Raw genomic sequence first — 26615 nt, 5'->3', positions numbered from 1 at the left:
GCATTCATGCATGTGATTGGCTGACGCTACAATCGCCGCATGACCAGCCCTCGCCTGACCGTCGTCGTCGCCGCCCACAACGAAGCGCTCGCCTTGCCGATGCTGCACCCGCGCCTGCGCGCAGTGCTGGCTGGGCTGGAGGGCATCGACGGCCGCGTGCTGTATGTGGATGACGGCAGCACGGACACCACCTGGGCCGTCATGCAGGCATTGGCCGCCGAGGATTCGTGCGTCGGCGTACTGCGGTTGTCGCGCAACTTCGGCAAAGAGGCTGCGCTCACGGCGGGGCTGGATTTCGTCGACGACGGCGCGGTGATGATCCTCGACGCCGATGGCCAGGATCCGCCGGAACTGATTCCCGAGTTCGTCGCGCTGTGGCAGCAGGGCTATGACAACGTCTATGGCACGCGCCTGGCGCGCGATGGCGAGAGCTGGCTCAAGCGCTCCACCGCCAAGGCGTTCTATCGGGTGATCGGGCGGCTGTCCAAAACGCCGATCCCGGCCGACACCGGTGATTTCCGGCTGCTGTCGCCGCGCGCGGTGCAGGCACTGGGCCAGCTGCGTGAGCGCCACCGGTTCATGAAAGGGCTGTTCGGCTGGGTGGGTTTCCGCCGCAAGGCCTTGCCCTACCATCGGCATGCGCGGCTGGTGGGCGAGAGCAAATTCGGCTTCTGGCGGCTATGGAATTTCGCCCTGGAAGGGATCACCGGATTCTCCACCGCGCCGCTGCGGGTGACCACCTATCTGGGCCTGGCCGCAGCGACGTTCGCGTTCGTGTTCGCGCTGGTGGTGGTGTCCAAGGCAGCGCTGTACGGCGACCGCGTTGCGGGCTGGCCGACCATGATGGCGGTGATCCTGTTCCTGGGCGGCATACAGCTGATCGCCCTGGGCCTGATTGGTGAGTACCTGGGCCGGCTGTACGAGGAATCCAAGCAGCGCCCGCTGTACCTGATTGACACCTGGCAGGCCCCGTTCGTGGCAGACTCGGCCGTGCATCCCATCGGTGGAGAGCAGCGAGATGACCACGGTACGGCAGCTGTTGGAAGGCAAGTCCCCTGAGGTATTCGCCGTCACCCCGAGCTCGGCGGTGATCGACGCCATCCGGTTGATGGCCCAGAAGGGCATCGGCGCGGTGCTGGTGATGGAGGGCCGGCAACTGGTCGGCATCCTTTCAGAGCGCGACTACGCACGGAAGATCGTGCTGCACGAACGCTCGTCCCGGACGACCGAAGTCCGCGAGATCATGACCCCCAAAGTGGTGACCGTCGCCCCTGGCGAGCAGGTCGAGCACTGCCTGCAGCTGGTGACCGATTACCGCATCCGCCACCTTCCGGTGGTTGATGGCACGGGTGTGCTCGGGGTGATCTCGATCGGTGATCTGGTCAAGGCGGTCATCGACGAGCAGGCGCAGAAACTGGATCAACTGCAGCAGTACATCGTTGCCGGTTGAGCGTGGCCGCGCGCGGCGGGGCAGGCCGACGCAGCGTCGGTCCCTGCCCGGATGGCCCCGCGCTTACTTGGCGTAACGGCCGCCGCAGTTGCTGTCCTCGCCCGGGCCGGTCTCGATGGTGGCCAGCAGCGCGGCAGGCGGAGCGATGCTGCCCAGCGCCAGCGCGATCGCCCCACGGATGCCCAGCGCCTTGAAGTCCGGGCGGAACGAGGGATCCTTGAAGGTGCCGCCGATGCGCAGCGGCGAGCGCAGCGCCAGAATGCTCATGTCCTTCGGGCGCGGGCGCAGCAGCAGGTCCAGCTGCTCCTGTTTCAGATCGACCTTGCCTTCGCCGACGATCAACGTATCGGTGGTATCGAAGGCCAGCGAGCGCGACTGCATCACGCCGTTGTCGACACCGAAGTCGCCCCACGCGCAGCGCAGCGGAATCTGCTTGTCGCCGGTGAACAGGAACTTCAGTGATTCGGCGACATCCAGGCCGGCCAGTTCCATGATCAGATTGCCGACATGGCCGCGGCCGATCCCGACCGCCACGGTGCCATCAGAGCTGCCCAGCATCGCCGCGACGGAGTTGCCCTGGCCGGTCAGTTTGACGTCGCCACTGATGCCGCCGGAGGCCTGTTCGGCCAGCTTCGCATCAGGGAACAGCTTGCCCAGCTGCACCTTGCGGATGGTGGCCTGCAACTGCGTGGAGATCGCCTGCTTGCGCGCATCCATGCGGATCGTACTGCGGATGTCGCCGCCGGCCACGCCGAAGTTCAACGGCTCCAGGCGCAGCAGCCCGTCATTGAGCTTGAGGTGGGCATCCATGTCATCCAGCGGCAGCGTCGGCGAATTGATGCGCTGCGCCTTCCAGCGCACGTCGGCGTCCATCGCACGCAGTTTGGACAGGTTGTACGGCGTGTCCGGCAACACCTTGGCACTGGCCGCCAGCGCGGCCGCCTTGGCCTTCTGCTCGGCATTGGCCGACTCTCCGGCACCGGTCTTCGGCGGTGCCCCGATGAAGCCGGCCAGATCGTCGAAGTCCAGCCGCTTGGAGACCAGATCCGCGGTCAGGAATGGGCGCTCGCCACTGACATCGATCTGCGCGGTCCCGCCCAGGTCACTGTCGCCGGCGGTGCCGGTGAACGACTCATAGCGCCAGACCGCGTTGTTGCGCTTCAAGCGGCCCTTGAGCTTGTACGGCGGCGTGGACGGCATCGCCACGCCGATCAGCGGGAACAGATCCTCCATGTCCTGACCGCTCAGCATCAGCTCCAGATCGAATACCCGCAGCTGGAAGGGATTGGTGAGCGTGCCGCTGGCGATCGCATGCGTGTTCCCCGCGCGCCCATCCAGATGGATGCGGAAAGGATGCCCCGTATTGGTCAGCTCCAGCGGCGACTCGGTATTGCCATTGAGCGAGAATGGATTGCCCTGCCAGCGTCCCTTGCCCTTCACCAGCAATGGTGGGCCACTGTCCTTGTCCCGCGGCTTGCCGCTGTTGAGCGAAACCAGCACATCCGTCCTGCCGGCCGTGTCCTTGAACTGCAGGCGCCCATCTTCGATCAGCAACCGTTGCAGCACCGGCGGGTCACCGTCGCTCGGGCCCAGGAAATCCCAGTTGCCCGGCTGATTCTTCCCCGGCGCGGTTTCCAGCAGCAGATCCGGCCGCGTCAAGCGGATCTCCGGAATCCGCACCTGCCCGCGCAGCAAGGGCCACACCCGCAGATCGATCTCTGCCCGATCCGCCGTCGCCATCTGCGGCTGCTTGGCCCAGGTCGCATTCGCGAACGTCAGCCCATCGCCTCGCACGGTCGTCACCCGGCCCAGATCGACATCCAGATTCCCATTGATATGGAACTCCCGCCCGGTCTTGGCCTGCACCGCCCGTTCGACCGGCCCCTTGAACCAGTTCCAGTCCCACAACGCGATCAGGATCAACAGTGCCGCGAACAGAAACACGAGAATCGCCAGCCACCGCTGCCCCCGCTTGCCAGGACGGCGCCAGTGCCAGCGGGAACGGGAAGCGGCATCGGACGGAGCAGGGGAGGGGACAGTATTCACATCCCCATGGTTGCCCTTGCATCGTGCAGGCAGCGCGAAGCATTGGTAAGCGTAGTGTCAGGGTGGCTGGAGGATTGCCTTCAACCACCCGGCGCATGGCGCGGACAGTACTGGATCAGACAGCCATGCCGTTGACCTTTCCGTGCGCGCCAACCCACCCGTGCCGCCCCAGCCTGGCGCATGCCTGAAGCCTTGGCTGCTTTCGCTTTCGCTGCTTCTGCCGCTGTTGCTGTTGCTGTTGCTGGTGTCGTTGCCGATGCTCTTACTGCAGGAAAACAACACTCAAAGAATCTGCGCCGTCACCGCAACGAAGTGGCACACACTCCCGCCGATCACGAACAGATGCCAGATCGCATGCGAATACGGCACCGACTCCCGGTGATAGAACACCGTCCCCAGCGTATAGAACACGCCGCCGGCCAACAGCCACCCCAGCGTCCACGCATCCAACGAGTTCCACATCGGCTTGATCGCCACCATCACCATCCAGCCCATCGCGATATAGATGATCGTCGAGAGCAGCTTGAACCGGCCCGTATAGAACAACTTGAAGACCACCCCGAACAGCGCCAGCGCCCAGATCGCAGTGAACATCCCCCAGCCCCAGGGGCCGCGCAGGCCGATCAGCGTGAACGGCGTATAGGTGCCGGCGATCAGCAGGTAGATCGCACAGTGATCGAACACCTTCAGCCGGCCCTTCGCGATCGGATGCTGGATCGCGTGGTAGAGCGTCGAGGCCGTGTACAACAGCAGCAGTGCCACCCCGAACACGATCGCGCTGGCCAACTGCCAACCGTCGCCATAGATGGCGGCCAGGGTGATCAGCACCGCACTACCGGCCAGTGCAGCGACGGCGCCAAGCCCGTGGGTCAGGGCGCTGGCGATTTCTTCTCGAACGGAAACGACAGAGGTCATGGCGATGATGGGAGATGCGGGGAGGGGGAGCCCGCTCCCCCCTATCATCGCCGCGATGGCGCGCGCATGCACGCGCGCCTGTTCAGCCGGCAGCGCGGTCGCGCGATCAGCCGACCGAGACGCTGTGCGCCGCTTCGCGCGTCGCCGCGAAGCGCACGTCCGGCGCACGTTCCTGGGCCAGCTGCAGATTGACCCGGGTCGGTGCCAGGTACACCAGCTGCCCGGCGGCGTCGATGCTGAGGTTGCCCGCGTTCTTCTCGCGGAACTCTTCCAGCTTCTTTTCGTTGTTGCAGGTGACCCAGCGCGCCGTGGTCACGCTGACCGGCTCGAAGGTCGCTTCCACGCCGTACTCATCCTTCAGGCGGTATGCCGCCACATCGAACTGCAGCACACCCACCGCGCCCAGGATCAGGTCGTTGCTCATCAGCGGGCGGAAGAACTGGGTGGCACCCTCTTCGGACAGCTGCGCCAGGCCCTTCTGCAGCTGCTTGAGCTTGAGCGGATCGCGCAGGCGTGCGCGGCGGAACAGTTCCGGCGCGAAGTTCGGGATGCCCGTGAAGCTGACCGCTTCGCCTTCGGTGAAGGTGTCACCGATGGAGATCGTGCCGTGGTTGTGGATGCCGATCACATCGCCCGGCCACGCCTCGGCGGCGATCTCGCGGTCGCTGGCCATGAAGGTCAGCGCATTGGCCAGCTTCATTTCCTTGCCGGTGCGCACATGGAAGGTCTTCATGCCGGCCACGAAACGGCCCGAGCACACCCGCATGAACGCGACGCGGTCGCGGTGCTGCGGGTCCATGTTCGCCTGGATCTTGAACACGAAACCGGTCAGCTTGTTTTCCTCCGGCGCGATCACCCGGCCGGTGGTGGCGCGCGGCTGCGGCGAGGGCGCGTGCTCGACGAAGAAGTCCAGCAGCGGCTGCACGCCGAAGTTGTTCACGCCCGAACCGAAGAACACCGGCGTCTGCTTGCCGGCCAGGTAGGCCTCCACGTCGAAGGGATGGCTGGCGCCCTGCACCAGCTCCAGCTCGTCGCGCAGATCGGCCAGCATGCGCTCACCGATCTTCTCGGCCAGCCCAGGCGAATCGATCGAGGGGAAGATGGTCGAATCCTGGCGGGTGAAGTTGCGGCCCTGCTCATACAGGTGCACTTCGCCGCTGATCAGGTGGACCACGCCCTTCAGGCGCTGGCCCATGCCGATCGGCCAGGTCACGGGTGCGCACTGGATGCCCAGCACGCTTTCCACTTCATCCAGCAGATCGATCGGCTCCTTGCCCTCGCGGTCGAGCTTGTTGATGAAGGTCATGATCGGCGTGTCGCGCAGCCGGCAGACTTCCATCAGCTTGATGGTGCGCTCTTCCACGCCCTTGGCCACGTCGATCACCATCAGCGCCGAGTCCACCGCGGTGAGCACGCGGTAGGTGTCCTCGCCGAAGTCGGCGTGGCCGGGGGTATCAAGCAGGTTGACGATCTTGCCTTCGTACGGGAACTGCATCACCGAGGAGGTCACCGAGATGCCGCGCTCTTTTTCCAGCGCCATCCAGTCGGAGGTCGCATGGCGCGCGGCCTTGCGTCCCTTGACCGAACCGGCCATCTGGATCGCACCGCCGAACAGCAGCAGCTTTTCGGTCAGCGTGGTCTTGCCGGCGTCAGGATGGGAAATGATGGCGAAGGTGCGGCGGCGCGCAGCTTCGGTAGCGACTTCGGACATGGCGTGACGCGCCCGCCCGGGGCGCTTTTCATGGAGATGAGCCGCCCAGTATAGCGGGGGCGGGCATGACCGGGGTCAGTGAAGGGCGGACGCCCCGGTCTCATCGGCGGCGCGGGCGAAGCGCAGCTCGCCCTGCGGGCTGACAATCCGGGCCGGAATCGAGCGCAGCCGCATCCCTGCATTGACCTGGACTGCGAAATGCAGATGCGGCGCGGCGCTGTAGCCGGTATTGCCCGACAGGCCGATGCGCTGCCCGGCCTGGACCTGCTCGCCCTGGCGGACCAGCGCGCCGTTGTGCTGCAGGTGGGCGTACACGGCCATGCTGCCGTCCTCGTGCAGCACCCGCACCAGGTTGGCCCGGCCCAGATCGTGGTCGCGGTCCTGGCCATTGCCCTGGAAATCAGTCTGGACCTGCATGACGGTTCCCGCCCGCGCCGCGAGCACGGCCGTGCCCTCGGGCAGCGCGAAGTCGATGGCGTCGCGGTTTTCCGCGTCGCCGTGGCTGAAACGACCCTGCGGCGCCTGGCTGACCTGGATGCGGGCGGCGTCAAACGGCAGTTGGTAGGCCACGTCCTGCGGGCGGGCGGTGGGATCGCCGGGAACGGCGGTCAGCGCCAGCCGGATCGTCGTCGTGCCGGCCGGCGGCTGGACGTGGACCACCACGACGCTGGCCGAAGCGGCCACCACGGTCTGCACGGGGAGCCCCGGCAGGGCGGGGGCACCGGGTGAGGATGCCAGTGCGACCTGGACCGGCCCCGCCAGGCGGTTGTCGACGCGTGCCTGCCAACGGTCGCCTTCCCCCTCCAGGGTCAGCACCGCCAAGGCCGGCGCACCTGCCTGGCCGGCCGGTTGGACGGCGGTGGCGGGCGTCGGCCGGTCGATCCGCCAGCCGTCCCGCCAGTTTGCGCCCGGGCCGGCCCAGGCGTTCAGCGCCGCCAGGATCAACACGGTCAGTGCGGGCAGACGCAGGCAGCGCAAGGCATTCGCCGGTAAGCAGGGAAGATGGAGTATGCGTGACTGATGATGATCTGGAATATATATCTCTTCATGCCGATGAAGGGATTGACATCAGCCAAAGGCGCTGGCATCGTGGCTGCACCATCGAGACCGGCAGAGGGACAGGCCCTTTGAAGCCGGGGCAGCCCGCAGACGCGAAAGCGACCTGCGTAGGTGCCAAATCCTGCGGAGACCGTTGGTGTCTTCCGAAAGATGGTTCGAACCGTGCACCGTGCGTGCGCTTCGAACGCGAGCTCCGCGAAAGCTCGATGGCCGCTTTCCTCCTTTGGATACCGCCATGAGCTTCGCCACCGCCGCCCCTGCCGCCACCGAAACTTTCGCCCCGCTCAGCGTCCCCGTCGACGCCGGGCTGAACGCCGTGCGCGGCGATATCGCGGCGGTGCTGTCGATGCGTCACGGTGGACCGCGGCCGGTGCGGCTGCGCTACGAAATCGTGGGCCGCGCCGACGCGCCGGTGGTGGTGCTGGCCGGTGGCATCTCCGCCCACCGCCACGTGGCGGCCAATGCCGAATTTCCGGAAAAGGGCTGGGCCGAAGGCCTGGTGGCCCCGGGCCGCGCGCTGGATCCGGCCTCGCTGCGGATCCTGGCGTTCGATTTCATTGGTGCCGACGGCGCGCTGGACCTGCCGATCGATACTGCCGACCAGGCCGACGCGCTGGCCCTGCTGCTCGATCATCTTGGCATCGCCCGCCTGCAGTGCTTCGTCGGTTACTCCTACGGTGCGCTGGTTGGCCAGCAGTTCGCGCTCCGCCACCGCCAGCGCCTGCAGAAGCTGATTGCGGTGAGCGGCGCGCACCGCCCGCATCCGTATGCCGCCGCCTGGCGCGCGCTGCAGCGTCGCGCGGTCGCGCTTGGCCAGTTGCAGTGCGCCGAAAGCCACGGGCTGTCGCTGGCGCGCCAGTTCGCCATGCTCAGCTACCGCACGCCGGAAGAGTTCGGTGAACGCTTCGATGCCGCACCGGAAGTGGTCAATGGCCGCGTGCGCGTTGCCGCCGAGGACTACCTGGATGCCGCCGGTGCGCAGTACGTGGCCCGCACGCCGGTCGATGCCTACCTGCGCCTGTCCGAATCGATCGACCTGCACCGCATCGACCCGACCGCCATCCAGGTCCCGACCGTCGTGGTCGCCGTGGAAGGCGATCGCCTGGTCCCGCTGGCCGACTGCGTCGGTCTGGTGGAAGGGCTGGGCCCGCGCGGCAGCCTGCGCGTGCTGCGCTCCCCGTATGGCCACGACGCCTTCCTGAAAGAAACCGATCGCATCGACGCGATCCTCGCCACCGCTTTTCGATCCCCCGGAGAAACCGCATGAGCCGTTCCGCTGGTACCGAGCCGTCCTGTAGCCGCGTCACCGCCGCCGTGCGTGCCGGCATCGACCGTGACACCGCCCATGGCGCGGTGACCCCGCCGATCGTGCTGTCCTCGAACTTCAGCTTCGATGGCTTCGGCAACAAGCGCCAGTACGACTACACGCGCAGCGGCAACCCCACCCGTGATCTGCTGGGTGAAGCGCTGGCCGAACTGGAGGGGGGCGCCGGTGGCGTGATCACGTCCACCGGCATGGGCGCGATCAACCTGGTGCTCAATGCGCTGCTGCAGCCCGGCGATACCCTGGTGGTGCCGCATGATGCGTACGGCGGCAGCTGGCGCCTGTTCAATGCGCTGGCGAAGAAGGGGCACTTCGGCCTGATCACCGCCGACCTGACCGATCCGCGCTCGCTGGCCGATGCACTGGCGCAGTCGCCGACGCTGGTGCTGATCGAAACCCCGTCCAACCCGCTGCTGCGCATCACCGATCTGCGCTTCGTGATCGACGCCGCGCACAAGGCCGGTGCCAAGGTCGTCGTCGACAATACCTTCCTGTCGCCGGCGCTGCAGCAGCCGATCAGCTTCGGTGCCGACCTGGTGCTGCACTCCACCACCAAGTACATCAACGGGCACAGCGATGTGGTCGGCGGCGCGGTGGTCGCGCGCGATCCGGCGGTGCACGAGCAGCTGGTGTGGTGGGCCAACGCACTGGGCCTGACCGGCTCGCCGTTCGATGCGTTCCTGACCCTGCGTGGCCTGCGCACGCTCGGTGCACGGCTGCGCGCGCACCAGGAAAACACGGTGGCCGTGGTCGATCTGCTCACCGCCAGCGATGCGGTGGCCAGCGTGTACTACCCCGGCCTGGCCGATCATCCCGGCCATGCCATCGCGGCGCGCCAGCAGAGCGGCTTCGGTGCGATGCTGTCCTTCGAACTGGCCTCGTGCCCGGGCGATGATCCGCACGCGGCGGTGCGCGCCTTCGTCGATGGCCTGCGCTGTTTCACCCTGGCCGAATCGCTGGGCGGCGTCGAGAGCCTGGTCGCGCACCCGGCCACCATGACCCATGCAGCGATGACTCCGGAAGCGCGCGCGCATGCCGGCATCAGCGAAGGGCTGCTGCGCCTGTCGGTCGGCATTGAATCGCCGGAGGATCTGGTGGCCGATCTGCAGGCCGGGCTGGAACGCGCCCAGGTCGTGATCGATCAGCACCGCGACGTGCAGCGCCGTAAACAGGTGGATGCATGAGCGCGGTGCTGAATCTACCGCTGGTTGCCAACCGGAAACTGGCGCTGCTCGGCACCGGCACGGTCGGCACCGCTTTCGTGGAACGGTATGCCTCGTTGCAGCACCGTGGCGTCACGCTGCCGTCGTTTTCCTGGCTGGCCAATTCACGCACGGCGCGCACCTGCGAACAGGCCCCCGCGCACGAACTTGCCCAGGCCAACCTGGCCGCACGCGGTGCGGTGACACTGCAGCCCTGGGCGGAAGCCGAGGGCCTGCAGCGCGGTGACGTGGTGGTCGATGCGACGGCCAGTGACGAGGTCGCCAACTGGCACGAGCAGTGGTTGGCGCGTGGCGTGCACGTGGTGACCGCCAACAAGCTCGGCCAGGGTGCGCAGCTCGCACGTGCCCAGGCCATCGCCGACAGCGGGCAGCAGGGCGACGCGCGCTACGGCGACAGTGCGACGGTGGGGGCTGGCCTGCCGCTGCTGAGCAGCCTGCGCGCGCTGGTTGCCGGTGGCGACCGCATCCATCGCGTGGAGGGCGTGCTGTCCGGTTCGCTGGCATGGCTGTTCCATCACTACGATGGCCAGCGTCCGTTTTCTGCGTGGGTGCGTGAGGCAGCGGGCGCCGGGTACACCGAGCCGGACCCGCGTGTGGATCTGTCCGGTGAAGATGTCCGTCGCAAACTGCTGATCCTGGCGCGCGCCAGCGGCATCGCATTGCGTGCCGAGCAGGTGCAGGTCGCCTCACTGGTGCCCGACGCGCTGGCGGTGTTGCCGCCGGCCGATGCGTTGGCCCAGCTGTCACTGCTGGATGCCCCGCTGCAGCAGTATTGGCGGCAGGCCAGCGAGCAGGGCGGTTGCCTGCGTTTCGTCGGCGGCTTCGATCACGAGGGTGCGTCGGTGGGGCTGCGTGTGCTCCCGCGTGACCATCCGCTGGCCGGCGGTGCACAGACTGACAACCGGGTGGCGATTCATAGCGATCGGTATCACGCCCAGCCGCTGTTGATCCAGGGGCCGGGCGCCGGCGCGGAAGTCACCGCCGCCGCATTGCTGGACGACGTGCTGGCGATCGTGCGGGGCTGATTGCCGCGCGATCCCACCAAGGCACGCGGTAGCGCCAGGGTGGGCTGGCTGCGTCGGCGGATAAGGGTGAGGACGGCTGCTGCCACGCATGGCGTGGCACTACCGGGGGGTGGGCAGGTCAGTCGTGTGGTGAGATCGCCTTCAGCAGTGCCGCATTGAACCGGGCCGGATCCTGCACCTGCGGCGAGTGGCCCAGGTCCTCGAAGCTCACCAGGGTGGCGCCGGGAATCGCCGCGGCCGCCGCCCTGCCCAGCGCAGGGTAGTTGCCCAGCGTCGCTTTCAGCGCGGGCGGCGCGAGGTCACGGCCGATCGCGGTGCGGTCGGTCTGGCCGATGAACAAGGTGGTCGGGACCGTGAGTTTCGGCAGTTCATAGACGACGGGCTGGTTGAACACCATGTCCGAGGTCAGCGCCTGGCTCCACGCCACTGCCTGTTTGCCGGGGCCGTCGTACATGCGCGACTGCATGCGCACCCACTGCTCGTACTCGGGCTTCCACTGCCCGTTGTAATAAACGTCCAGCTGGTACTTCCTGATGCTGTCGAAGCTGGTCTTCAACTCGCCCGCATACCAGGCATCGATACTGCGCCACGGCACGCCCTTGGCCTTCCAGTCTTCCAGTCCGATCGGGTTGACCAGTGACAGGCTGAGCAAGCGCTGGGGATACATCAACGCGAAGCGTGCCGCCAACATGCCGCCCATCGAATGGCCGACGATGTGCAGCTTGCCCTCACCGTAGCCCAGGTGCTCCAGCAGCGCTTCGGTATTGGCGGCCAGCTGGCCGAACGAGTACTGGTAGCGTTCGGGCTTGCTCGATTTGCAGAAGCCGATCTGGTCCGGGGCGATCACCCGGTAGCCGGCCGCGCTCAGTGCTGCGATGGTGTCCTTCCAGGTAGCCGCGCAGAAATTCTTCCCGTGCAGCAGCACGACCGTACCGGCGAACCCTTTGCCGCCGGCGGGCACGTCGATGTACGCCATCTCCAGTGGCTGGCGCTGGGACTCGAACCGGAAGATCTTGACCGGATAGGGGTAGTCGAAGCCTTCCAGCCGCGGGCCGTAGGTGTCGGCGGCGAGGGTGGTCAGCGGCAGGCAGGCGAGCAGGGCGGCGGCCAGGATGCGCATGGCGGTCTCCATCGGGGGAAGTACGACTGTACCGGAGTGGCCGTGCAGGGGTGCCGATGATGCGACCGGGAGCAGCCGACCAACGGTCGGCTCTACATCCGGGGGCGGCGGATCAGCACTCGATGACGTTGACCGCCAGCCCGCCGCGGCTGGTTTCCTTGTACTTGTCCTGCATGTCGCGGCCGGTGTCGCGCATGGTCTTGATGACCTTGTCCAGCGAGACCTTGTGCTTGCCATCGCCGCGCATCGCCATGCGCGAGGCGTTGATCGCCTTCACCGCGCCCATCGCGTTGCGTTCGATGCAGGGAATCTGCACCAGGCCACCGATTGGATCGCAGGTCAGGCCGAGGTTGTGTTCCATGCCGATCTCGGCGGCATTCTCGATCTGGCTCGGGTTGCCGCCGAGCGCGGCGACCAGGCCGCCGGCGGCCATCGAGCAGGCCACGCCCACTTCACCCTGGCAGCCTACTTCGGCACCGGAGATCGAGGCGTTTTCCTTGTACAGGATGCCGATCGCCGCCGAGGTCAGCAGGAAATCGAACACGCGCTGTTCGTTGGCACCGGGGCAGAAGCGGTCGAAGTAATGCAGCACGGCCGGCAGCACGCCGGCGGCGCCGTTGGTCGGGGCGGTGACCACGCGGCCACCGGCGGCGTTTTCTTCGTTCACCGCCAGCGCGTACAGGTTGACCCAGTCTAGGGTGGTCAACGGGTCGCGCATCGCCGCTTCGGGCTTGGAGGACAGCTCGCGGTACAGCGCCGGTGCGCGGCGGGAGACATGCAGGCCGCCGGGCAGGGTGCCTTCCTGGCGGATGCCGCGTGCCACGCAGGCCTGCATGGCGCTCCAGATTTCACGCAGGCTCTCGCGGATCTCGTCTTCGGTACGCCAGCACTTCTCGTTCTCGAACATCATCTGGGCGATGCTCAAGCCACTGCGTGCGGTCTGGGCAAGCAGCTCGTCGCCGCTCTTGAACGGATAGGGCAGCGGGGTTTCATCGGGCACGATCCGGTCATCGGCCGCATCGTCCTGGTTGACCACGAAGCCGCCACCGACGGAGTAGTAGTCGCGCGTGGCGATCACCTGCTCATCGGCGCCGTAGGCAGTGAAGCGCATGCCGTTGGTGTGGTACGGCAGTTTCTGGCGCTTGTTCAGGCCCAGGTCGCGCTTCTCGTCGAAGGCGATCTCGTGCTGGCCCATCAGACGGATCCGCTTGCTGCTGCGGATCCGCTCCAGGGTCTCGGGGATGATGTCCGGATCGATCAGGTTCGGGCGCTGGCCTTCCAGCCCGAGCAGCACCGCCTTGTCGGTGCCATGGCCACGGCCGGTCAGGGCCAGCGAACCGTAGACGTCGGCGCGGATGCGCACCACGTCCTGCAGATGGCCCGGATCGAGCAGCCAGCGGTGCACGAAACGTTCGGCAGCCTTCATCGGTCCCACGGTGTGGGAAGAACTCGGGCCAATGCCGATCTTGAAAACGTCGAACGTGCTGACAGCCATGATTGCCAAACTGCGGGTATCGGATGGAGCGCTATTCTATGCTGTCGCAGGCGCCAGCCTTGAGTGCGGCGCAACATTTCCCAAGGCGGGTGGGCCGGTGTTTACCTTGTTCCAGCGTGATGACTGCCATTTGTGCGACCAGGCCCTGGCGGTGCTGGCCCAGGCCCGGGTGGCCGATCTGGACAGTGTGTTCATCGATGACGATGCCGCGCTGGAGCCCCGCTACGGGCTCCGGGTGCCGGTGTTGCGCGATGCACGGGGCCGGGAACTGGACTGGCCGTTCGACGTGGCGGCGGTAGAAGCCTGGATCCGGTAAAGCCGACCGTTGGTCGGCTGCCCGGGGATCATCGTTGCGGCAGCCGACCAACGGTCGGCTCTACCTGTAGCCGGCGCGGCTTATTTTGCTTTCAATACGACCTTGGTGCTGATCGCGGTCTCGTTCGGGATGGTCTTGGTGTCGGCCCAGTCGCCGCCGCCCACACCGAAGTCCAGGCGCTTGACCGTCGCCTTGCCGGCCAGCACCGGCTGCGCGCCCGGGGTCCAGGTGAAGGTGAGCGTGACCGGCTTGCTGACGCCGCGCAGCTCCAGGGTGCCGTCCGCGGCGTACTGGTTGTTGCCCAGCGAACGGAACTTGGTGGCGCTGTACTTGGCCTGGGCGAACTTGCCCACGTTGAAGAAGTCCGCGCCCTGCAGGGTCGAGTCGCGGTCGCTGTTGCCACTCTTGGCGCTGGCCAGCGGAATGGTCACTTCCAGCTTGGCATCGTCCAGCTTGGCCGGATCGAAGCTGATCCTGGTGTCGAAGCCGGGGAAGGTGCCGGTGAACACTTCACCGTCGTACTTGGTGGCAAAGGCCAGCACCGAGCCGGGCGCCTGCACGTAATCGGCGGCCAGCACCGGGGCGGTGGCCAGCAGGCCGGCCAGGGCGGCGGCGACCGCGGCGGGAGAGGTGAGCTTGATGTTCATGGTCAATCCTTCTGGGGGGAGGCAAGCCAGCGCTGCGGGAGCATGCGCGCAAGCGTGGCATCGCGTTGGTAAAAATGGTGGTAAAGCGCAGCACTGGCATGGGCGACGACCACCGCGATCAGCACCCAGAAGCCCCACTCGTGGATGGCGTGGGAGATCTGGGTGACACGTTCATCGGGCGGGCTGAGTTTGGGCACATCGACCAGGCCGAACCAACGGAACGGGCGCAGGCCGCTGGCCGAGTCGTACAGCCAGCCTGACAGCGGAATGGCGAACATCAGCACGTACAGCAGCCAGTGCGTGGCCGAGGCGACGCGTTCCTGCCAGGTTGGCGTGCCCGGCACCGGTTGCGGGGCGCCGGCGTACAGCCGCCACAGCAGCCGGGTCACCACCAGCGCCAGCACGGTGATGCCGATCGATTTGTGCATGGTGTAGACCCAGAAGTACTTCGGGGTTTTGGGCAGTTCGCCCATGGTCAGCCCGACGATGCCCAGGGCGAGGATCAGTACGGCGATGAGCCAGTGCAGGGTCTGGCTGACGCCGCCCCAGCGGGTCGGGGTGTTCTTGGCGGTCATGGCGTGGTCTCCTGGACCGGCTGTGGGGTATCTGAGTCGATCGGCGGGGCCGGAGTTCCCGGCACATCGGCAGGGGCAGGATCGCCCGGCTCGCTCGCGCTGCGATCGCGCACGGCCTCCGCTTCGATCCGCAGCTGCACGTCATCGCCGATCATCGAGGCCCAGCCATCCACGCCGAAGGCACTGCGGCTGAGTGTGGCGGTGGCCGAGAAACCGGCGGTGCGGCGGAACGGCGGCAGCGGATGACGCTTGAGCGCGTTCAGGGTGACCGCCAGCGTGACCTCGCGGGTCACCCCGCGCACGGTGAGCTGGCCGATCACGTTGGCGTGGGTCGGATCGATCGGTTCGACCCGGGTCGAGACGAACCGCGCTTCCGGGAAACGCTCACCGTCGAGCAGGTTGCGCGCCAGCGTGGCCTTGTTCCATTTGTCATCGCCCAGGTCCAGGCGCCGGATCGGCACGCTGACCTCCAGGCGTGCCGTGCGCCAGTCGTCCGGGTCGAACACCAGCACGCCTTCGCTGCCGGACACGGTGCCCAGTGCGTGGGAGAAGCCGGCATGCTCCACCGCGAACAGCACGCGGGTATGCACCGGGTCGAGGCGGTAGCTGTCGGGGGCGGCGATGGCGAGCAGCGGCAGGGCCGACAACAGCAGCGAAAGGGTCAGGCGCTTGAGCAAGGCGCTGGCTCCATGAGGGTCTGGGGCGATCATACGCACAGCCGTGTCATGGGATGCAGCGTCATGGCTGCAACAGATCGTGGTGCGGCCGACAACAGCACGTGGCGCCCGTGCCGTGTTCCCTGTGCAGGACGGAAACAGCCCGTTCCATCCACGGCCGTCGGCCCGGAATGCGGACACCGTCCTGATCGCTGTGTGACAATCCGCACCAACAGGGAGACCGGATCGATGAGCACGCGCCGCTGGGGTGCAGGCATCGTGCTGTTGGGGCTGTGGTTGTGCGCAGTGCCGTCAGTGTTGGAAGCCGCAGGGATATCGGCGGAAACGCCACGCTTGCGCCGCCTGGGCGCGGCCGAGGGCATGCCGTCGCGCATGGTGCTGGCCCTGGCCCAGGATCGCCAGGGCTACATCTGGGCCGGCACCGATGACGGCCTGGCCCGCGTGGACGGCGTCGGCCTGCGGGTGTGGCGCAATGATCCGGCCGACCCCGGCTCGCTTCCCGGCAACGAGGTGGAAACACTGCTGATCGATCCGCTGGACCGCGTCTGGGTGGGCAGCAATGGTGCTGGCCTGGGCATGCTGGGTCCGGACCGGACGGCGTTCACCCGCTTTACCGCCCTGAGCGAGGCGTGCGAGGGCCAGTTCTGGTCGCTGGCCTATGCCGCGCAGTCGCTGTGGATCGGCACCAACCAGCACGGCATATGCCGGCGCAGCGAAGACGGGGCGCTGGTCAGGTACCAGGCCGACCCGAGCGATCCGCGCAGTCTGCCCGACAACACCATCTACACTCTGTTGGCCGATCCGCAGGGGCGGGTCTGGGTGGGGACCTCCAACGGTGTCGCCCGCTGGGATGGCGAGGGTTTCACCCGGATCGCGCCGGCCCTGCTGGGCGGCAAGAGCGTGTTCCGCCTGACCCGCGAGCCCGATGGCACGGTCTGGGCGGGCACCGAAGGCGGGCTGTTCGAGATCGGTGCCGATGACCAGGCCCGTCCGGCGCCCTGGAAGCTCAGCGCCGATGTACGTGCGGCCACGGTGATCCACGACCGCAACGGCGGCTATTGGCTGGGCACCGCCGATGGTCTTTACCGCGGCGATGCCAGCACCGCGCGGCTGCTCGCCGGTGATGCCGGCAGTGGCTTCCTGACCGCGCGCAGTGGCGTGCTGGACATGCTGCAGGATCATGAAGGCGGCCTGTGGGTGGCGATGCTGACCCAGGGACTGGCCTACCTCCCCCCGGACTGGAAGCGTTTCTCCAGCTGGTACCAGCTCGACGGCAAGCCGTTGGACAGTGTGTACCTGCTGGGCGCGGCAGCGGCGGGGGACGACTTCTACATTTCCGGCGCGCACGGGCTCTACCGTCTCGATGTGCAGGGGCAGCTGCGCCAGATCGCCGACGACAAACAGATCGGGGTGGGCGCGGCGTGGTCGCTGTTGCCCCGCGAGGACGGCGCCGTGTGGATCGGTCGCGCGGGCCGTCTGAATCTGTACCAGCCGGCCACCGGCACGTTGCGCGAGTGGAAGATCGGCGGTGGCGCCGATGTACGCCAGCGCATCGATCTGATCCGGCAGGCACCGGATGGCGAGCTGTGGCTGTCGATCATGAACTTCGGCATCCAGCGCCGCGACGCCCGCGGCAACGTGCTCGATACGATCCGCAACGACCAGAACCGCGGGCTGACCGAGAATCCGGTCGAGCAGATGGTGTTCGATCCGCGCGGGCAGCTCTGGGTGATGGGCGACCAGATGGGGCTGATGCGCTGGCGCAACGACCGTTTCGAACAGGTGCCCGGGATTTCCCGCGGCAGCATCTACGATGCCGCCTGGACGGGCCCGGATGAACTCTGGCTGGCGCGCCAGGGCGCGCTGGAACGGTACCGCTGGGACGGGCTCAGCATGAGCCTGCGCGAACGCGTCGGCGCGGCCGAAGGGATGCCGGCGGTGTCGATGGGCGGGCTCGCGCTGGGCAGCCACGGGCAGGTATGGGCGACCACGCCACGCGGCCTGGTGTGCTGGCAGGGCAGCGAACGTCGATTGCGGCTGTATGGCGAACGCGACGGCTTGCCCGATGTGGAGTTCAGCAATCGCCCGCCCGTGCAGACACGCGACGGCCGGGTGCTGGCAGTGACCGCGACCGGGCTGGTTGGTTTCGATCCGGACGCGGCGGACATGGTGCTGCCGCCATCGCAGTTGGTGATCGACAGCGTGCAGGTGCGTCGTGACGATGCCGAGGGCCAGCAGATGCTGCCGCCGCAGGCACCGATCGTGCTGGGCCCGCAGGACCGCGACCTGATCGTGTCCGCGCGCCTGCTGTCGTTCGCCAACCCGCATGGCAACCGCTACCGCTACCGGGTGTCCGGCTATGACCAGAACTGGGTGATGCAGGCGGCCGACGGCGAACGGCTGTTGTCGCGCCTGCCCGCCGGGCACTATCGCATCGAGGTGCAGGCCGCGACGCCGCACGGCGCGTGGACGCCGCCCAGCACGCTGGACCTGGAGGTTCGCCCGCCATGGTGGCGCAGTGGCTGGGCGATCGTGGGCTATGTGCTGCTGGGCCTGATCGGGATCGCCGCGCTGGCGTACGTCGCACGTGCGCGCCTGCGCCGTCGCCAGCAATGGCAGCTGACGGTGCACAAACAACAGTTGGCCGAGCAGGCGTCACAGGCCAAGAGCCGCTTCCTGGCCACCCTGGGGCACGAAGTGCGCACACCGATGACCGGCGTGCTGGGCATGAGCGAACTGCTGCTGTCGACCCCACTGGATGAGGTGCAGCGGGGGTATGCCGGCTCGATCCAGCATGCCGGCAAACATCTGCTGCGGCTGGTCAACGACGCGCTGGACCTGGCCCGCATCGAGGCAGGGCGGCTGGAGCTGGATCTGCGTCCGTTCGATCTGATGTCGTTGCTGGAGCAGGTGGAAGCCTTGATGGAACCGATGGCCCACCACCGTGGGCTGGCGTTCGAACGCAGCTTCAACCTGCCGGGTCCAGTGCAGGTCAGCGGCGATGAGATGCGTGTGCGGCAGATCCTGATGAACCTGCTCGGCAATGCGATCAAGTTTACCGAGCATGGCCATGTCGGCCTGGGGGTCGAACTGGGCGAGGAGGGTCGCGCGATCATTTTCGAGGTCTCCGATACGGGGCCGGGCATCAACCAGGACCAGCAGGAACGGTTGTTCCATCGCTTTGAACAGGCCGATGGCCCACGGACCGCATCGCGCTACGGTGGCAGTGGCCTGGGCCTGGCGATCTGCCAGGAACTGGCGGTGGCGATGGGCGGCCGGATCGAGATCGACAGCCGGCTGGGCGATGGCGCCCGATTCACCGTATCGCTGCCATTGCCCTGGACCGTACAGCCGCTCGGCACGCCGCGTGAGGCGGGCCATGACACGCGCACGCAACTGCCGCCGCTGCGCATCCTGCTGGTCGAGGACGATGCCACCGTGGCCGATGTCATCGCCGGGCTGCTGCGCTCGCGCGGGCACGAGGTGGTGCACGTGCTGCACGGCCTGGCGGCGTTGTCCGAGGTGGCGGCAGGCCGCTTCGATGTGGGTCTGCTGGACCTGGACCTGCCGGCGCTGGACGGCATCGCGATCGCCGGACAACTGCGTGCGATGGGCTATGAGCTGCCCCTGATCGCGGTGACCGCACGCTCGGATGCCTACGCCGAGCAGCAGGTGCTGGCGGCCGGATTCAACGGTTTCCTGCGCAAGCCGGTGACCGGTGACATGCTGATCGATGCGATCGTGCAGGCGCGCGCCGGGAAGTCGCCCCGACACTGATCAGCCGATGCACAGCGCGCACCGGTGCGATCAATGCCATGCCTCGTAGTTTCTTTTTTGATCTGAAATTTGATTGATCGGACTGTGACCGGGTCCAGATCCTGCCAGCCCGCTTCGCGTGGCTTCGGCATACCGTGCTGTTCATGCAGGAGAGGACGGTCGGGGTACGCGTGGGGGGAGGCCGATCCGCATCAATGGGCCATCGCTGGGCTGCGGTGATGCTGGGTCTCGCGCTCTGGCTGCCGGTCCCTGTTCTGGCCGGCGATCCCGTCACGGCACCCTGGCCCCGGCCGCTGGGCCCTGCCGATGCGCTGCCGACCGCAGCGCTGCGTGCGGTCGTGGAAGACCGCGACGGTTATCTGTGGTTCGCCAGCGACGATGGACTGCTGCGCTTTGATGGTCACCGTTTCCGCGCGTGGCGAAGGGAACAGGGGCTGCTGGATGTGGACGTACGCGCGCTGCATCTGGATGCGCAGGACCAGCTCTGGCTGGCGACCGCCTCGCAGGGCCTGCTGACGCTGTCTGCTGATCGCCGCGAGATCCAGAGCGTGCCGGGCAATGGCGCGGTGGTCCTGCCGCGCATCGGCGTCATGCAGATCACCAGCACCCCCGATGGTGTGGTGTGGGTGGGCACCCTCGACGACGGCCTGTTCGCACGGCAGCCGGACGGCCGCTGGCAACGCGTGCCGTTGCAGCTGCACGGCGGCCCCGTGCGCCGCGTAACTGCCCTGGTCACCGACCGCCAGGGCCGGCTGTGGATCGGGACGCCGGCAGGGGCACTGCGGCGTGAGGACCATCGTTTCACCCAGGTGCCGCTGCAGGACGACCAGGGCGGTGACGTGCGCGCGCTCTGGCCCGATCCGGACGGCGGGGTGTGGGTGCGCACACCGCAGGGGGTGTACCGGTGGCGCGATGGCGAGCTGTATCAGATGCCGGAGGGCACGGCGATGCCGGTGCTGCGCAGTACCGCGGGCGACCTCTGGAGCGCCGGCGCAACAGGACTGCGACTTCACGCGCGCGGGCAGGCGCCGCAGCCGGTGCCGCTGCGTGGATACGCCGGCGCCGTGATGAGCACGGCCGCGGTCAGCCATGCCCTGGAGGACCGGGTCGGCGGCCTGTGGTGGGTCGGCCGCGGCGAGGGCCTGTGGCACCTGCCCGCGCGGTGGCGCCAGTTCACGCTGCTGGCGGCCGCCCGTGATGGTTGGCCCGGACTCGATGGCGACCACGTGCTGGCCCTGGCGCCCTCCCATGGCAGGCGGGTGTGGATCGCCGGCGATCGCGGGCGCCTGCAGCGCGTGGATACGGTGAGCGGGCGCAGCGACCTGGGCATCGACTACCGCCCTGATCACCTGCGTGCCGGCACCGTGGCCATCGCCGAAGACCGTCGCGGCCAGGTATGGGTGGCCAGTGGCAATACGTTGTCGCGCTATCTGCCGGGCAGCGGTGGGCGCCGTCACTGGTTGCTGGGCGTGGGCGGCGAGGCGGGGAGGGTCGATCTGCAGGCCTGCGGCGATGGATCGTTGTGGCTCGGGCGTGCCGACCGCATCCAGCGACGCGATGCCGACGGTGTGCTGCAGTTGTCCGCCGCGCCGCACACCCTCGGGCTGGTGCCGCCGAGCCATGGCCCCCAGTTGCTGTGCGATGACGATGGCCGGCTGTGGGCAACCGACCGCAGCGGCGTCAAACGCTGGCTGCCGGCGCAGGAACGCTTCGCGGTCGTGGAGGGAGCGCCGCGCGGCGAAGTGGGGGCGATCGCCCGCGGCGAGGATGGCCACTACTGGATCAGCAGCCTCGGGGTACTGCGGCGCTACTGCTGGGATGGCCAGCAGCTGCGCAAGACGCACAGCTTCGGCCCTGCGCACGGGTATCCGCGTCTGCTGGCACGCGCACTGGTGGTCGACGCAGCGGGCGTTGCATGGGCAGGCGATGCACGTGGCCTGGTCCGGGTCGACCCGCACGGCGGCGGCGTGCGCCACTTCGGCGGCGATGAGGGGCTGCCGGCGCAGGGCGTGCTGCCGCACGGGCTGGTGCGCACCGCCGACGGTCGGCTTGCCGCTGCGGTCAGCGAAGGCGGGTTGTTGCTGATTGATCCGGCCGGTGTCGGGGGCCCTGAGCGCGCGCCGGGCCTGGTCATCCATGCAATCACTGCTCGCCGTGGCAAGGCACAGATCACGCTGCCGGTCGGCGCCGGCCCGGTGCCGCTCTCGGGTGCTGATCGGCATGTGCGCGTTGCCGCGCGGCTGCTCAGCAGCGGTGCGCCGTCGCACGTGCAGTATCGGTTCCGGCTGCAGGATCACGAGGCCCAGTGGCAGGAAAGCGATGCCACCGGGCTGCGCGTGTTCGAGCGTCTGCCGGTGGGGCTGCAGACGCTGGAGGTGCAGGCCCGGCAGGGAAACGGCCGGTGGTCGCCGGTGCGCCGGGTGACATTGCAGGTGGCCCCGGCATGGTGGCAGGCGCCGCCGGCGCGGTGGGCCGCCGCGGCCGCGGGGCTGGGCGCGGTGTGGCTCTGGGGATGGCGCTTCCACGTACGCCGCGGTCGGCAGCGGCGCTGGCGCTGGCTGCGTGCCCGGCAGGGGCATGCCGAGCGCGCATCCGTGCAGCGCACCCGTTTCCTGACCACGCTGGGGACCCGCATCCGGGTGCCGATGACCGCGGTGCTGGGATGGAGCGAACTGCTGCGGCGCTCACCGCTTCCGCCAGGCCAGCGCAGCCGGGTCAACAGCCTGCACCATGCCGGTGAGCACCTGCTGCGGCTGATGGATGACGCACTGGATCTGGCCAGCATCGAATCAGGGGAACTGCAGTTGCAGCCGGCACCGTTCGTGCTGCAGCGGATGATCGAAGCACTGCACGCGCTGCTGCTGCCGGTGGCGCAGGGCAAGGCGCTTGCGTTGGAGTGGCACAGCACGCTGCCGGCCTCGGCGTGCGTCATCGGCGATGCGCGTCGCCTGCGCCAGATCCTGCTCAACCTGCTCGGCAACGCGCTGAAGTTCACCGCGCAGGGAACGGTGCGGCTGGAGGCGCACGGCGTACACGATGGCCAAGGGATCGTGCTGCGGGTGTGCGATACCGGACCGGGCATGACGCCGGCGCAGTGCCAGCGCCTGTTCCAGCGCTTTGAACAGGCCGATGGCGCGCAGACCGCGGCCCGTTACGGCGGCAGTGGGCTGGGATTGTCGATCTCACGCGATCTGGCAGTGGCCATGGGCGGCGATATCACCGTGACCAGCGCTCCCGGCCAGGGCACCTGTTTCCAGGTGGCGCTGCCCTTGCCGCGCGGTGAGCTCCCCACCGGCATCGTTGCAGCATGTGCGCTGCCGGGGCCGGCTGCGGCCGGCGCACTGCGGGTGCTGGTGGTGTATCCCTCAGCGGTCGTCGCCGAGGTGCTGCTGGCCATGCTGGCCTCCCTGGGCCATCTGCCCACCCACTTTCCCGGCGCGGATGCATTGCCGCCCACCGCCGCGGACGGTGCGGCTTGGGACGTCATCGTGGTCGATCCCGCCCTTTGGGTCGATGGCGAACGCGTGGGGGCACGGCTGTCGCGGCGGTGGCCGGGGGTGCCACGGGTAGCACTGACTGCGCGTGCGGATGCCGCTGCGCAGCGCGAGGCGATCGCGGCCGGCTTCGAGCTGTTCCTGCGCCTGCCCGTGAGCCGGGCGGCGTTGGGCGATGGACTGGCCAGATGCCGGCGCAGCGCATGAGCGGCACGCCGCACCGAGGGTGCCGGTGGGGACGGTGGGGGCTGCTGGTCTGGCTGCTGCAGGCGTTTCCGGTGCTGGCGCTGCCCAGCCATGGCGTACGGATGACGACCGTCGACGGATTGCCGTCCAACGTGGTGCATCAGATCGTGGAGGACCGTAAGGGCTATCTCTGGTTCGCGACCGGCGACGGCCTGGCGCGCTATGACGGCAGCGGGTTCCGGATCTGGCGGATGGAACACGGCCTGGCCGACAACGTGGTGCGCAGCCTGGCCCTCGATGGCCATGACCAGCTGTGGATCGGCACCGGCAACGGTTATCTGCAGCGTTTTTCCGCTGACCGCCAGCAGTTCGCCCGGTGGGCGGGGCCGGCGGTACCCACGGTGGCGGCCAGCCCGATCCTGGCGATCCAGCCCATGGACGATGGCAGCGTCTGGTTTGGTACCCGCGAGGCCGGTCTGTTCCGGCTCGACCGCGATCACTTCCTGCGTCAGTACCTGCCGGCCGCTGGCGGTGGTGGTTTGCCGTCGGCACGGGTGGAGCGGCTCGTGTCCGATCCGCACGGCGGCCTGTGGATCGGCAGTGCCGCCGGGCTGGCCAGGTGGCAGCACGACCGGTTCCAGACGCCTGCGATGCTCGGCGCTTCCGCTCGGCCGGTGACCGCGCTCGGCCTGGATTCGCAGGGGCGGTTGCATTCCAGCACGGGCGAGGGTTCGCGGGTGCGGCAGCTGCCGTCCTTGCAACCCGTTTCCGGGCACCGCACACCCGCCCGTTGGCTCGGCGCGGCGCGGCGTGGCGGGGACTGGTTCGGCGATGGCGACCAGGTGTGGTGGCAGGATCAGCACGGCCGGAACCACCACGCACTTCAACTGCCCCGGCCGCACGGGCGCGAGGTGTCGCGTATCGGGCAGGCGTTCGAGGACCGGCAGGGGCGGGTCTGGTTGTCGGGAAGCCGCCAGGGCGTATGGCGACTCGGCGCCCAGTGGCGGCACTTCGAGCGTTTCGCCGCACCGGCCGGACCCGTCGCCGGTGCGGCAGGCAGCCTGGCCCCGGCGGCAGACGCACACGCATGGTGGGCACGCGGCGGCACGCTCGCCCGTCTCTCGCCGGAGCAGGGCTTCTCCCCCGCGCGGTGGTCCTATGCACAGGATCCAGCACGTGCCGATCGCCATGTGGTGGTTGAAGATCCGCAGGGCGTGGTGTGGGTCTTCGCGGCGCCGTGGCTGACCCGGATCGATCCGCTGCGCCGGCGTCGGCAGCGCTGGCAGGTGGGGGCGGCCAGTGTGTCGCCGGGCACGTCGCCGCAGGCCGCGTTGCTGGCCTGTGGCGATCGCGTGTGGCTGGCCGGCAATGGCCGCGTGGAGCAGCGTGCGGGCGATGGCCGCGTCCTGGCCAGTGCTGCCTACGCGGCGGCGGGCCTGCGTCCGGGCGTGGCGGAGCTCGCGCTCCAGTGCAGCCCTGGCGGAGAGGTATGGTTGGGGGACGGCGAAGGTCTCAAACAGTGGCATGTGGCGGCCAGCCGTTTTCTCCCGGTGCCGGGCAGCGGCCGGCGGGAGATCGGCGCGCTGCATCTGGCCTCCGATGGGTGGCTGTGGGCAGCCGATGCGGAGGGCTGGTCGGCCTACCAGCATGCGCCCGGCCGCCCGCCTCACAGCCAACGGGTTGACGCGGCGCAGGGAGTACCGGCCGCGTTGCCACGCGGATTGAGCGGCGCCCCGGATGGTGCCTTATGGGCGACCACGGCGCGCGGGGTGGTGCGCCTGGCCCCGGAGCGCGGCAATGCGCGGCTGTACACCGCCGATGATGGCCTGCCGCTGATGGTGTTCGATACTGGCCTGGTTGCTGCCGGAGTGCATCTGCTCGCCCTGGAGGCCAACGGCGACGTGCTCGCCTTGCATCCGGCGGGCATGGTCGACGCCACGACGCCGGCATCGCTGGTGATCGACCGGGTGAAGGTGCGCCGACAACGGCGCTGGGTCGAGCTGCCTTCCACCGATCCACTGCAGCTCAACGCCGATGATCGCGACATCCAGTTGTCGGCGCGCCTGCTGAGCGGCCGGCCCGACGGTGTGAGCGGGTATCGATTCCGGCTGCGGGGCGAAGACCCCGAATGGGTCCGCGCCGGGCGACGCGGCGCGCGCGGCTTCCCCCGCCTGCCGGCCGGCGAGCATGTACTGGAATTCCAGGCACGTGACGTGGATGGGCAATGGTCGGCCCTGCAGCAGGTGCACCTGCACGTGGCCTACAACGGTTGGGCGCATCCCGGGGCGTGGGCGTTGCTGTGGCTGCTCGCCGCCAGTGCAGGCACGTTGCTGGTGTGGACGCTGAGGCAGCGGCGGCAGCGCGCGCTCGCCTGGCGGGCGGCCACGCGCCGCCAGGCACGTGCCGAACAGGCCGCGCAGGCCAAGGCGCGCTACATGGCCACGCTGGGGCATGAAGTCCGGACACCGCTCACCGGCGTGCTTGGCATGAGCGAACTGCTGTTGGCTACGCCGTTACCCGCAGGCGCGCGCGAACAGGTGCTGCATATCCAGCAGGGCGGGCGTGCATTGCTGCAGGTGGTGGACGAAGCGCTGGAGATGGCCAGGCTGCAGGCCGGCAAGGTGGTGCTGCATCCACGGGGCTTTGCCATCGGTCCGTGGTGGGACGAGGTACATGCCGCCGTGGCCGGGGGTCTGGAGGCGGGTGGCTGCCGCCTTGTTTTGGCTCCGCCATTGCAGCCCGGTGCCAGTGCCGTGGGCGACCCGGACCGGTTGCGGCAAGCCGTGGAACTGCTCGCGTGCGGGCTGGCAGGGCAGACCGGGGCTGTGCGGTTGACCCTGCGCATCGCCTGGCGGCCAGGCTGCAGTGGCCTGCTGCTGGATGTGCTCGCCGAACCGGGGGCCTGTCCGTCCCCAGCGCCGTTGCAGGTGCGCGAGGCCTTGGCCGACGTCGACGTGCTGATCGGCGCGATGCACGGGCACCTGCGCGTGTCGCGGCTGCCTGACCATCGTTGGCAGGGGATGCTGAGTGTCCCGCTGGAAGGCTGCCAGGCGATCGAGCCCCACGCGACCGCACCGCAGGGCGATGCGCTCGATGCCCTTCAGGTCATGCTGGTGGAAGATGATCCGCTGGTGGCCGAGGTGGTCGGCGCACTGCTGCGGCTGCGCGGTCACACCGTCGTGCATGCCGCGCACGCGCTGGCGGCACTGACCGCGCTGGCCCGCCCCGGCACCCAGCTGATGCTGTTGGACCTGGACCTGCCGGGCATGGACGGGCTGTCACTGCTGCGCCTGCTGCGTCAGCAGGGCCAACGCCTGCCGATACTGGTGCTGACGGCGCGACGGGAGCTGGACCTGGAGCTGCAGGTCATCGCCGCCGGCGCGGACGGTCTGGTGCACAAGCCGCTGCAGGGCGATGCGCTGCATACGGCGATGCAACGGCTCGCCCTGCCGCGCGTGGATCGTGCCGGCGCAGGGAACGGTTTACTATGCGGGGCGTTGCCCGACGACCGGGGTGGTCAGGGGTGACAGGCCCGTTCCGGGCGACGGCAGTGAATCGAGGGACAGACCCGGGAG

General features: G+C 68.4%; 18 protein-coding genes and 1 riboswitch. Of the genes, 9 read left to right on the top strand and 9 right to left on the bottom strand.

Annotated features, from left to right (window positions below; genetic code table 11):
* Positions 1-39 precede the first annotated feature (39 nt).
* Both BIZ42_RS04905 and BIZ42_RS04900 read left to right on the top strand, forming a co-directional pair.
* On the top strand, positions 40-1059 hold the full coding sequence (locus tag BIZ42_RS04905) for a glycosyltransferase family 2 protein (RefSeq protein ID WP_070425729.1): 1020 nt from the start codon (positions 40-42) through the stop codon (positions 1057-1059).
* Positions 1019-1450 (top strand): CBS domain-containing protein, encoded by a 432-nt coding sequence (locus BIZ42_RS04900; RefSeq protein WP_019185106.1) that lies wholly within the window; start codon positions 1019-1021, stop codon positions 1448-1450. Before BIZ42_RS04905 ends, BIZ42_RS04900 begins: the two co-directional genes overlap by 41 nt.
* Positions 1451-1513: 63 nt before the next feature.
* Here the strand turns inward: BIZ42_RS04900 and BIZ42_RS04895 are convergent, their stop codons facing one another.
* The 4 genes from BIZ42_RS04895 to BIZ42_RS04880 form a co-directional block, all read right to left on the bottom strand.
* Complete coding sequence (locus BIZ42_RS04895; RefSeq protein WP_070425728.1) at positions 1514-3496, bottom strand: AsmA family protein; 1983 nt, start codon at positions 3494-3496, stop codon at positions 1514-1516.
* 282 nt (positions 3497-3778) lie between these two features.
* On the bottom strand, positions 3779-4417 hold the full coding sequence (locus BIZ42_RS04890) for a hemolysin III family protein (RefSeq protein WP_026070085.1): 639 nt from the start codon (positions 4415-4417) through the stop codon (positions 3779-3781).
* A gap of 100 nt (positions 4418-4517) precedes the next feature.
* Positions 4518-6122, bottom strand: a complete 1605-nt coding sequence (locus tag BIZ42_RS04885; RefSeq protein ID WP_070425727.1) for a peptide chain release factor 3 — start codon at positions 6120-6122, stop codon at positions 4518-4520.
* A 75-nt stretch (positions 6123-6197) separates the two neighbouring features.
* Entirely contained in the window at positions 6198-7100 is a 903-nt protein-coding gene (locus BIZ42_RS04880; protein WP_083279788.1) for a M23 family metallopeptidase, read from the bottom strand.
* 117 nt (positions 7101-7217) lie between these two features.
* A riboswitch (SAM riboswitch) is annotated at positions 7218-7338 on the top strand.
* 78 nt (positions 7339-7416) lie between these two features.
* On the opposite strand from BIZ42_RS04880, the gene BIZ42_RS04875 reads away from it, so the two are divergent.
* The 3 genes from BIZ42_RS04875 to BIZ42_RS04865 are packed head-to-tail and all read left to right on the top strand — an operon-like array spanning position 7417 to position 10753.
* A complete protein-coding gene (locus BIZ42_RS04875) occupies positions 7417-8448 on the top strand; it encodes a homoserine O-succinyltransferase (RefSeq protein ID WP_070425725.1) in 1032 nt (343 codons plus the stop codon).
* On the top strand, positions 8445-9689 hold the full coding sequence (locus tag BIZ42_RS04870) for an O-succinylhomoserine (thiol)-lyase (RefSeq protein WP_070425724.1): 1245 nt from the start codon (positions 8445-8447) through the stop codon (positions 9687-9689). The genes BIZ42_RS04875 and BIZ42_RS04870 overlap by 4 nt, the downstream gene beginning before the upstream one ends.
* Complete coding sequence (locus tag BIZ42_RS04865; protein WP_070425723.1) at positions 9686-10753, top strand: homoserine dehydrogenase; 1068 nt, start codon at positions 9686-9688, stop codon at positions 10751-10753. Before BIZ42_RS04870 ends, BIZ42_RS04865 begins: the two co-directional genes overlap by 4 nt.
* A gap of 118 nt (positions 10754-10871) precedes the next feature.
* Here the strand turns inward: BIZ42_RS04865 and BIZ42_RS04860 are convergent, their stop codons facing one another.
* Positions 10872-11873 (bottom strand): alpha/beta hydrolase, encoded by a 1002-nt coding sequence (locus BIZ42_RS04860; protein WP_070425722.1) that lies wholly within the window; start codon positions 11871-11873, stop codon positions 10872-10874.
* Between the two features lie 112 nt (positions 11874-11985).
* Positions 11986-13368: an L-serine ammonia-lyase gene (locus tag BIZ42_RS04855; RefSeq protein ID WP_019185097.1), complete on the bottom strand. Its 1383-nt coding sequence runs from the start codon at positions 13366-13368 to the stop codon at positions 11986-11988.
* 97 nt (positions 13369-13465) lie between these two features.
* Here BIZ42_RS04855 and BIZ42_RS04850 point away from each other — a divergent pair, with 97 nt between their 5' ends.
* Complete coding sequence (locus BIZ42_RS04850) at positions 13466-13684, top strand: glutaredoxin family protein (protein WP_070425721.1); 219 nt, start codon at positions 13466-13468, stop codon at positions 13682-13684.
* Positions 13685-13764: 80 nt separating this feature from the next.
* Here BIZ42_RS04850 and BIZ42_RS04845 read toward each other — a convergent pair whose 3' ends face one another.
* From BIZ42_RS04845 to BIZ42_RS04835, 3 genes are read right to left on the bottom strand one after another with little or no spacing between them, the layout of a single operon-like run.
* Positions 13765-14331, bottom strand: a complete 567-nt coding sequence (locus tag BIZ42_RS04845; RefSeq protein WP_019186059.1) for a YceI family protein — start codon at positions 14329-14331, stop codon at positions 13765-13767.
* A gap of 2 nt (positions 14332-14333) precedes the next feature.
* A complete protein-coding gene (locus BIZ42_RS04840) occupies positions 14334-14906 on the bottom strand; it encodes a cytochrome b (RefSeq protein ID WP_070425720.1) in 573 nt (190 codons plus the stop codon).
* On the bottom strand, positions 14903-15616 hold the full coding sequence (locus BIZ42_RS04835) for a YceI family protein (protein ID WP_070425719.1): 714 nt from the start codon (positions 15614-15616) through the stop codon (positions 14903-14905). Before BIZ42_RS04835 ends, BIZ42_RS04840 begins: the two co-directional genes overlap by 4 nt.
* A 195-nt stretch (positions 15617-15811) precedes the next feature.
* On the opposite strand from BIZ42_RS04835, the gene BIZ42_RS04830 reads away from it, so the two are divergent.
* From BIZ42_RS04830 to BIZ42_RS04820, 3 genes are all read left to right on the top strand, one after another.
* Positions 15812-19360, top strand: a complete 3549-nt coding sequence (locus tag BIZ42_RS04830; protein ID WP_070425718.1) for an ATP-binding protein — start codon at positions 15812-15814, stop codon at positions 19358-19360.
* Positions 19361-19554: 194 nt separating this feature from the next.
* On the top strand, positions 19555-23061 hold the full coding sequence (locus BIZ42_RS04825; protein ID WP_070425717.1) for a sensor histidine kinase: 3507 nt from the start codon (positions 19555-19557) through the stop codon (positions 23059-23061).
* The gene (locus BIZ42_RS04820) at positions 23058-26567 is read left to right on the top strand and encodes a response regulator (protein ID WP_172838034.1); all 3510 of its coding nucleotides are present in this window, start codon (positions 23058-23060) and stop codon (positions 26565-26567) included. Before BIZ42_RS04825 ends, BIZ42_RS04820 begins: the two co-directional genes overlap by 4 nt.
* Positions 26568-26615 lie beyond the last annotated feature (48 nt).

Origin of the sequence: Stenotrophomonas sp. LM091 (assembly GCF_001806305.1) — a bacterium.
Taxonomy (GTDB): Bacteria; Pseudomonadota; Gammaproteobacteria; order Xanthomonadales; family Xanthomonadaceae; genus Stenotrophomonas; species Stenotrophomonas bentonitica_A.
Note: the sequence above shows the minus strand (reverse complement) of the source record. Positions and strands in the feature narration are given on the sequence as shown.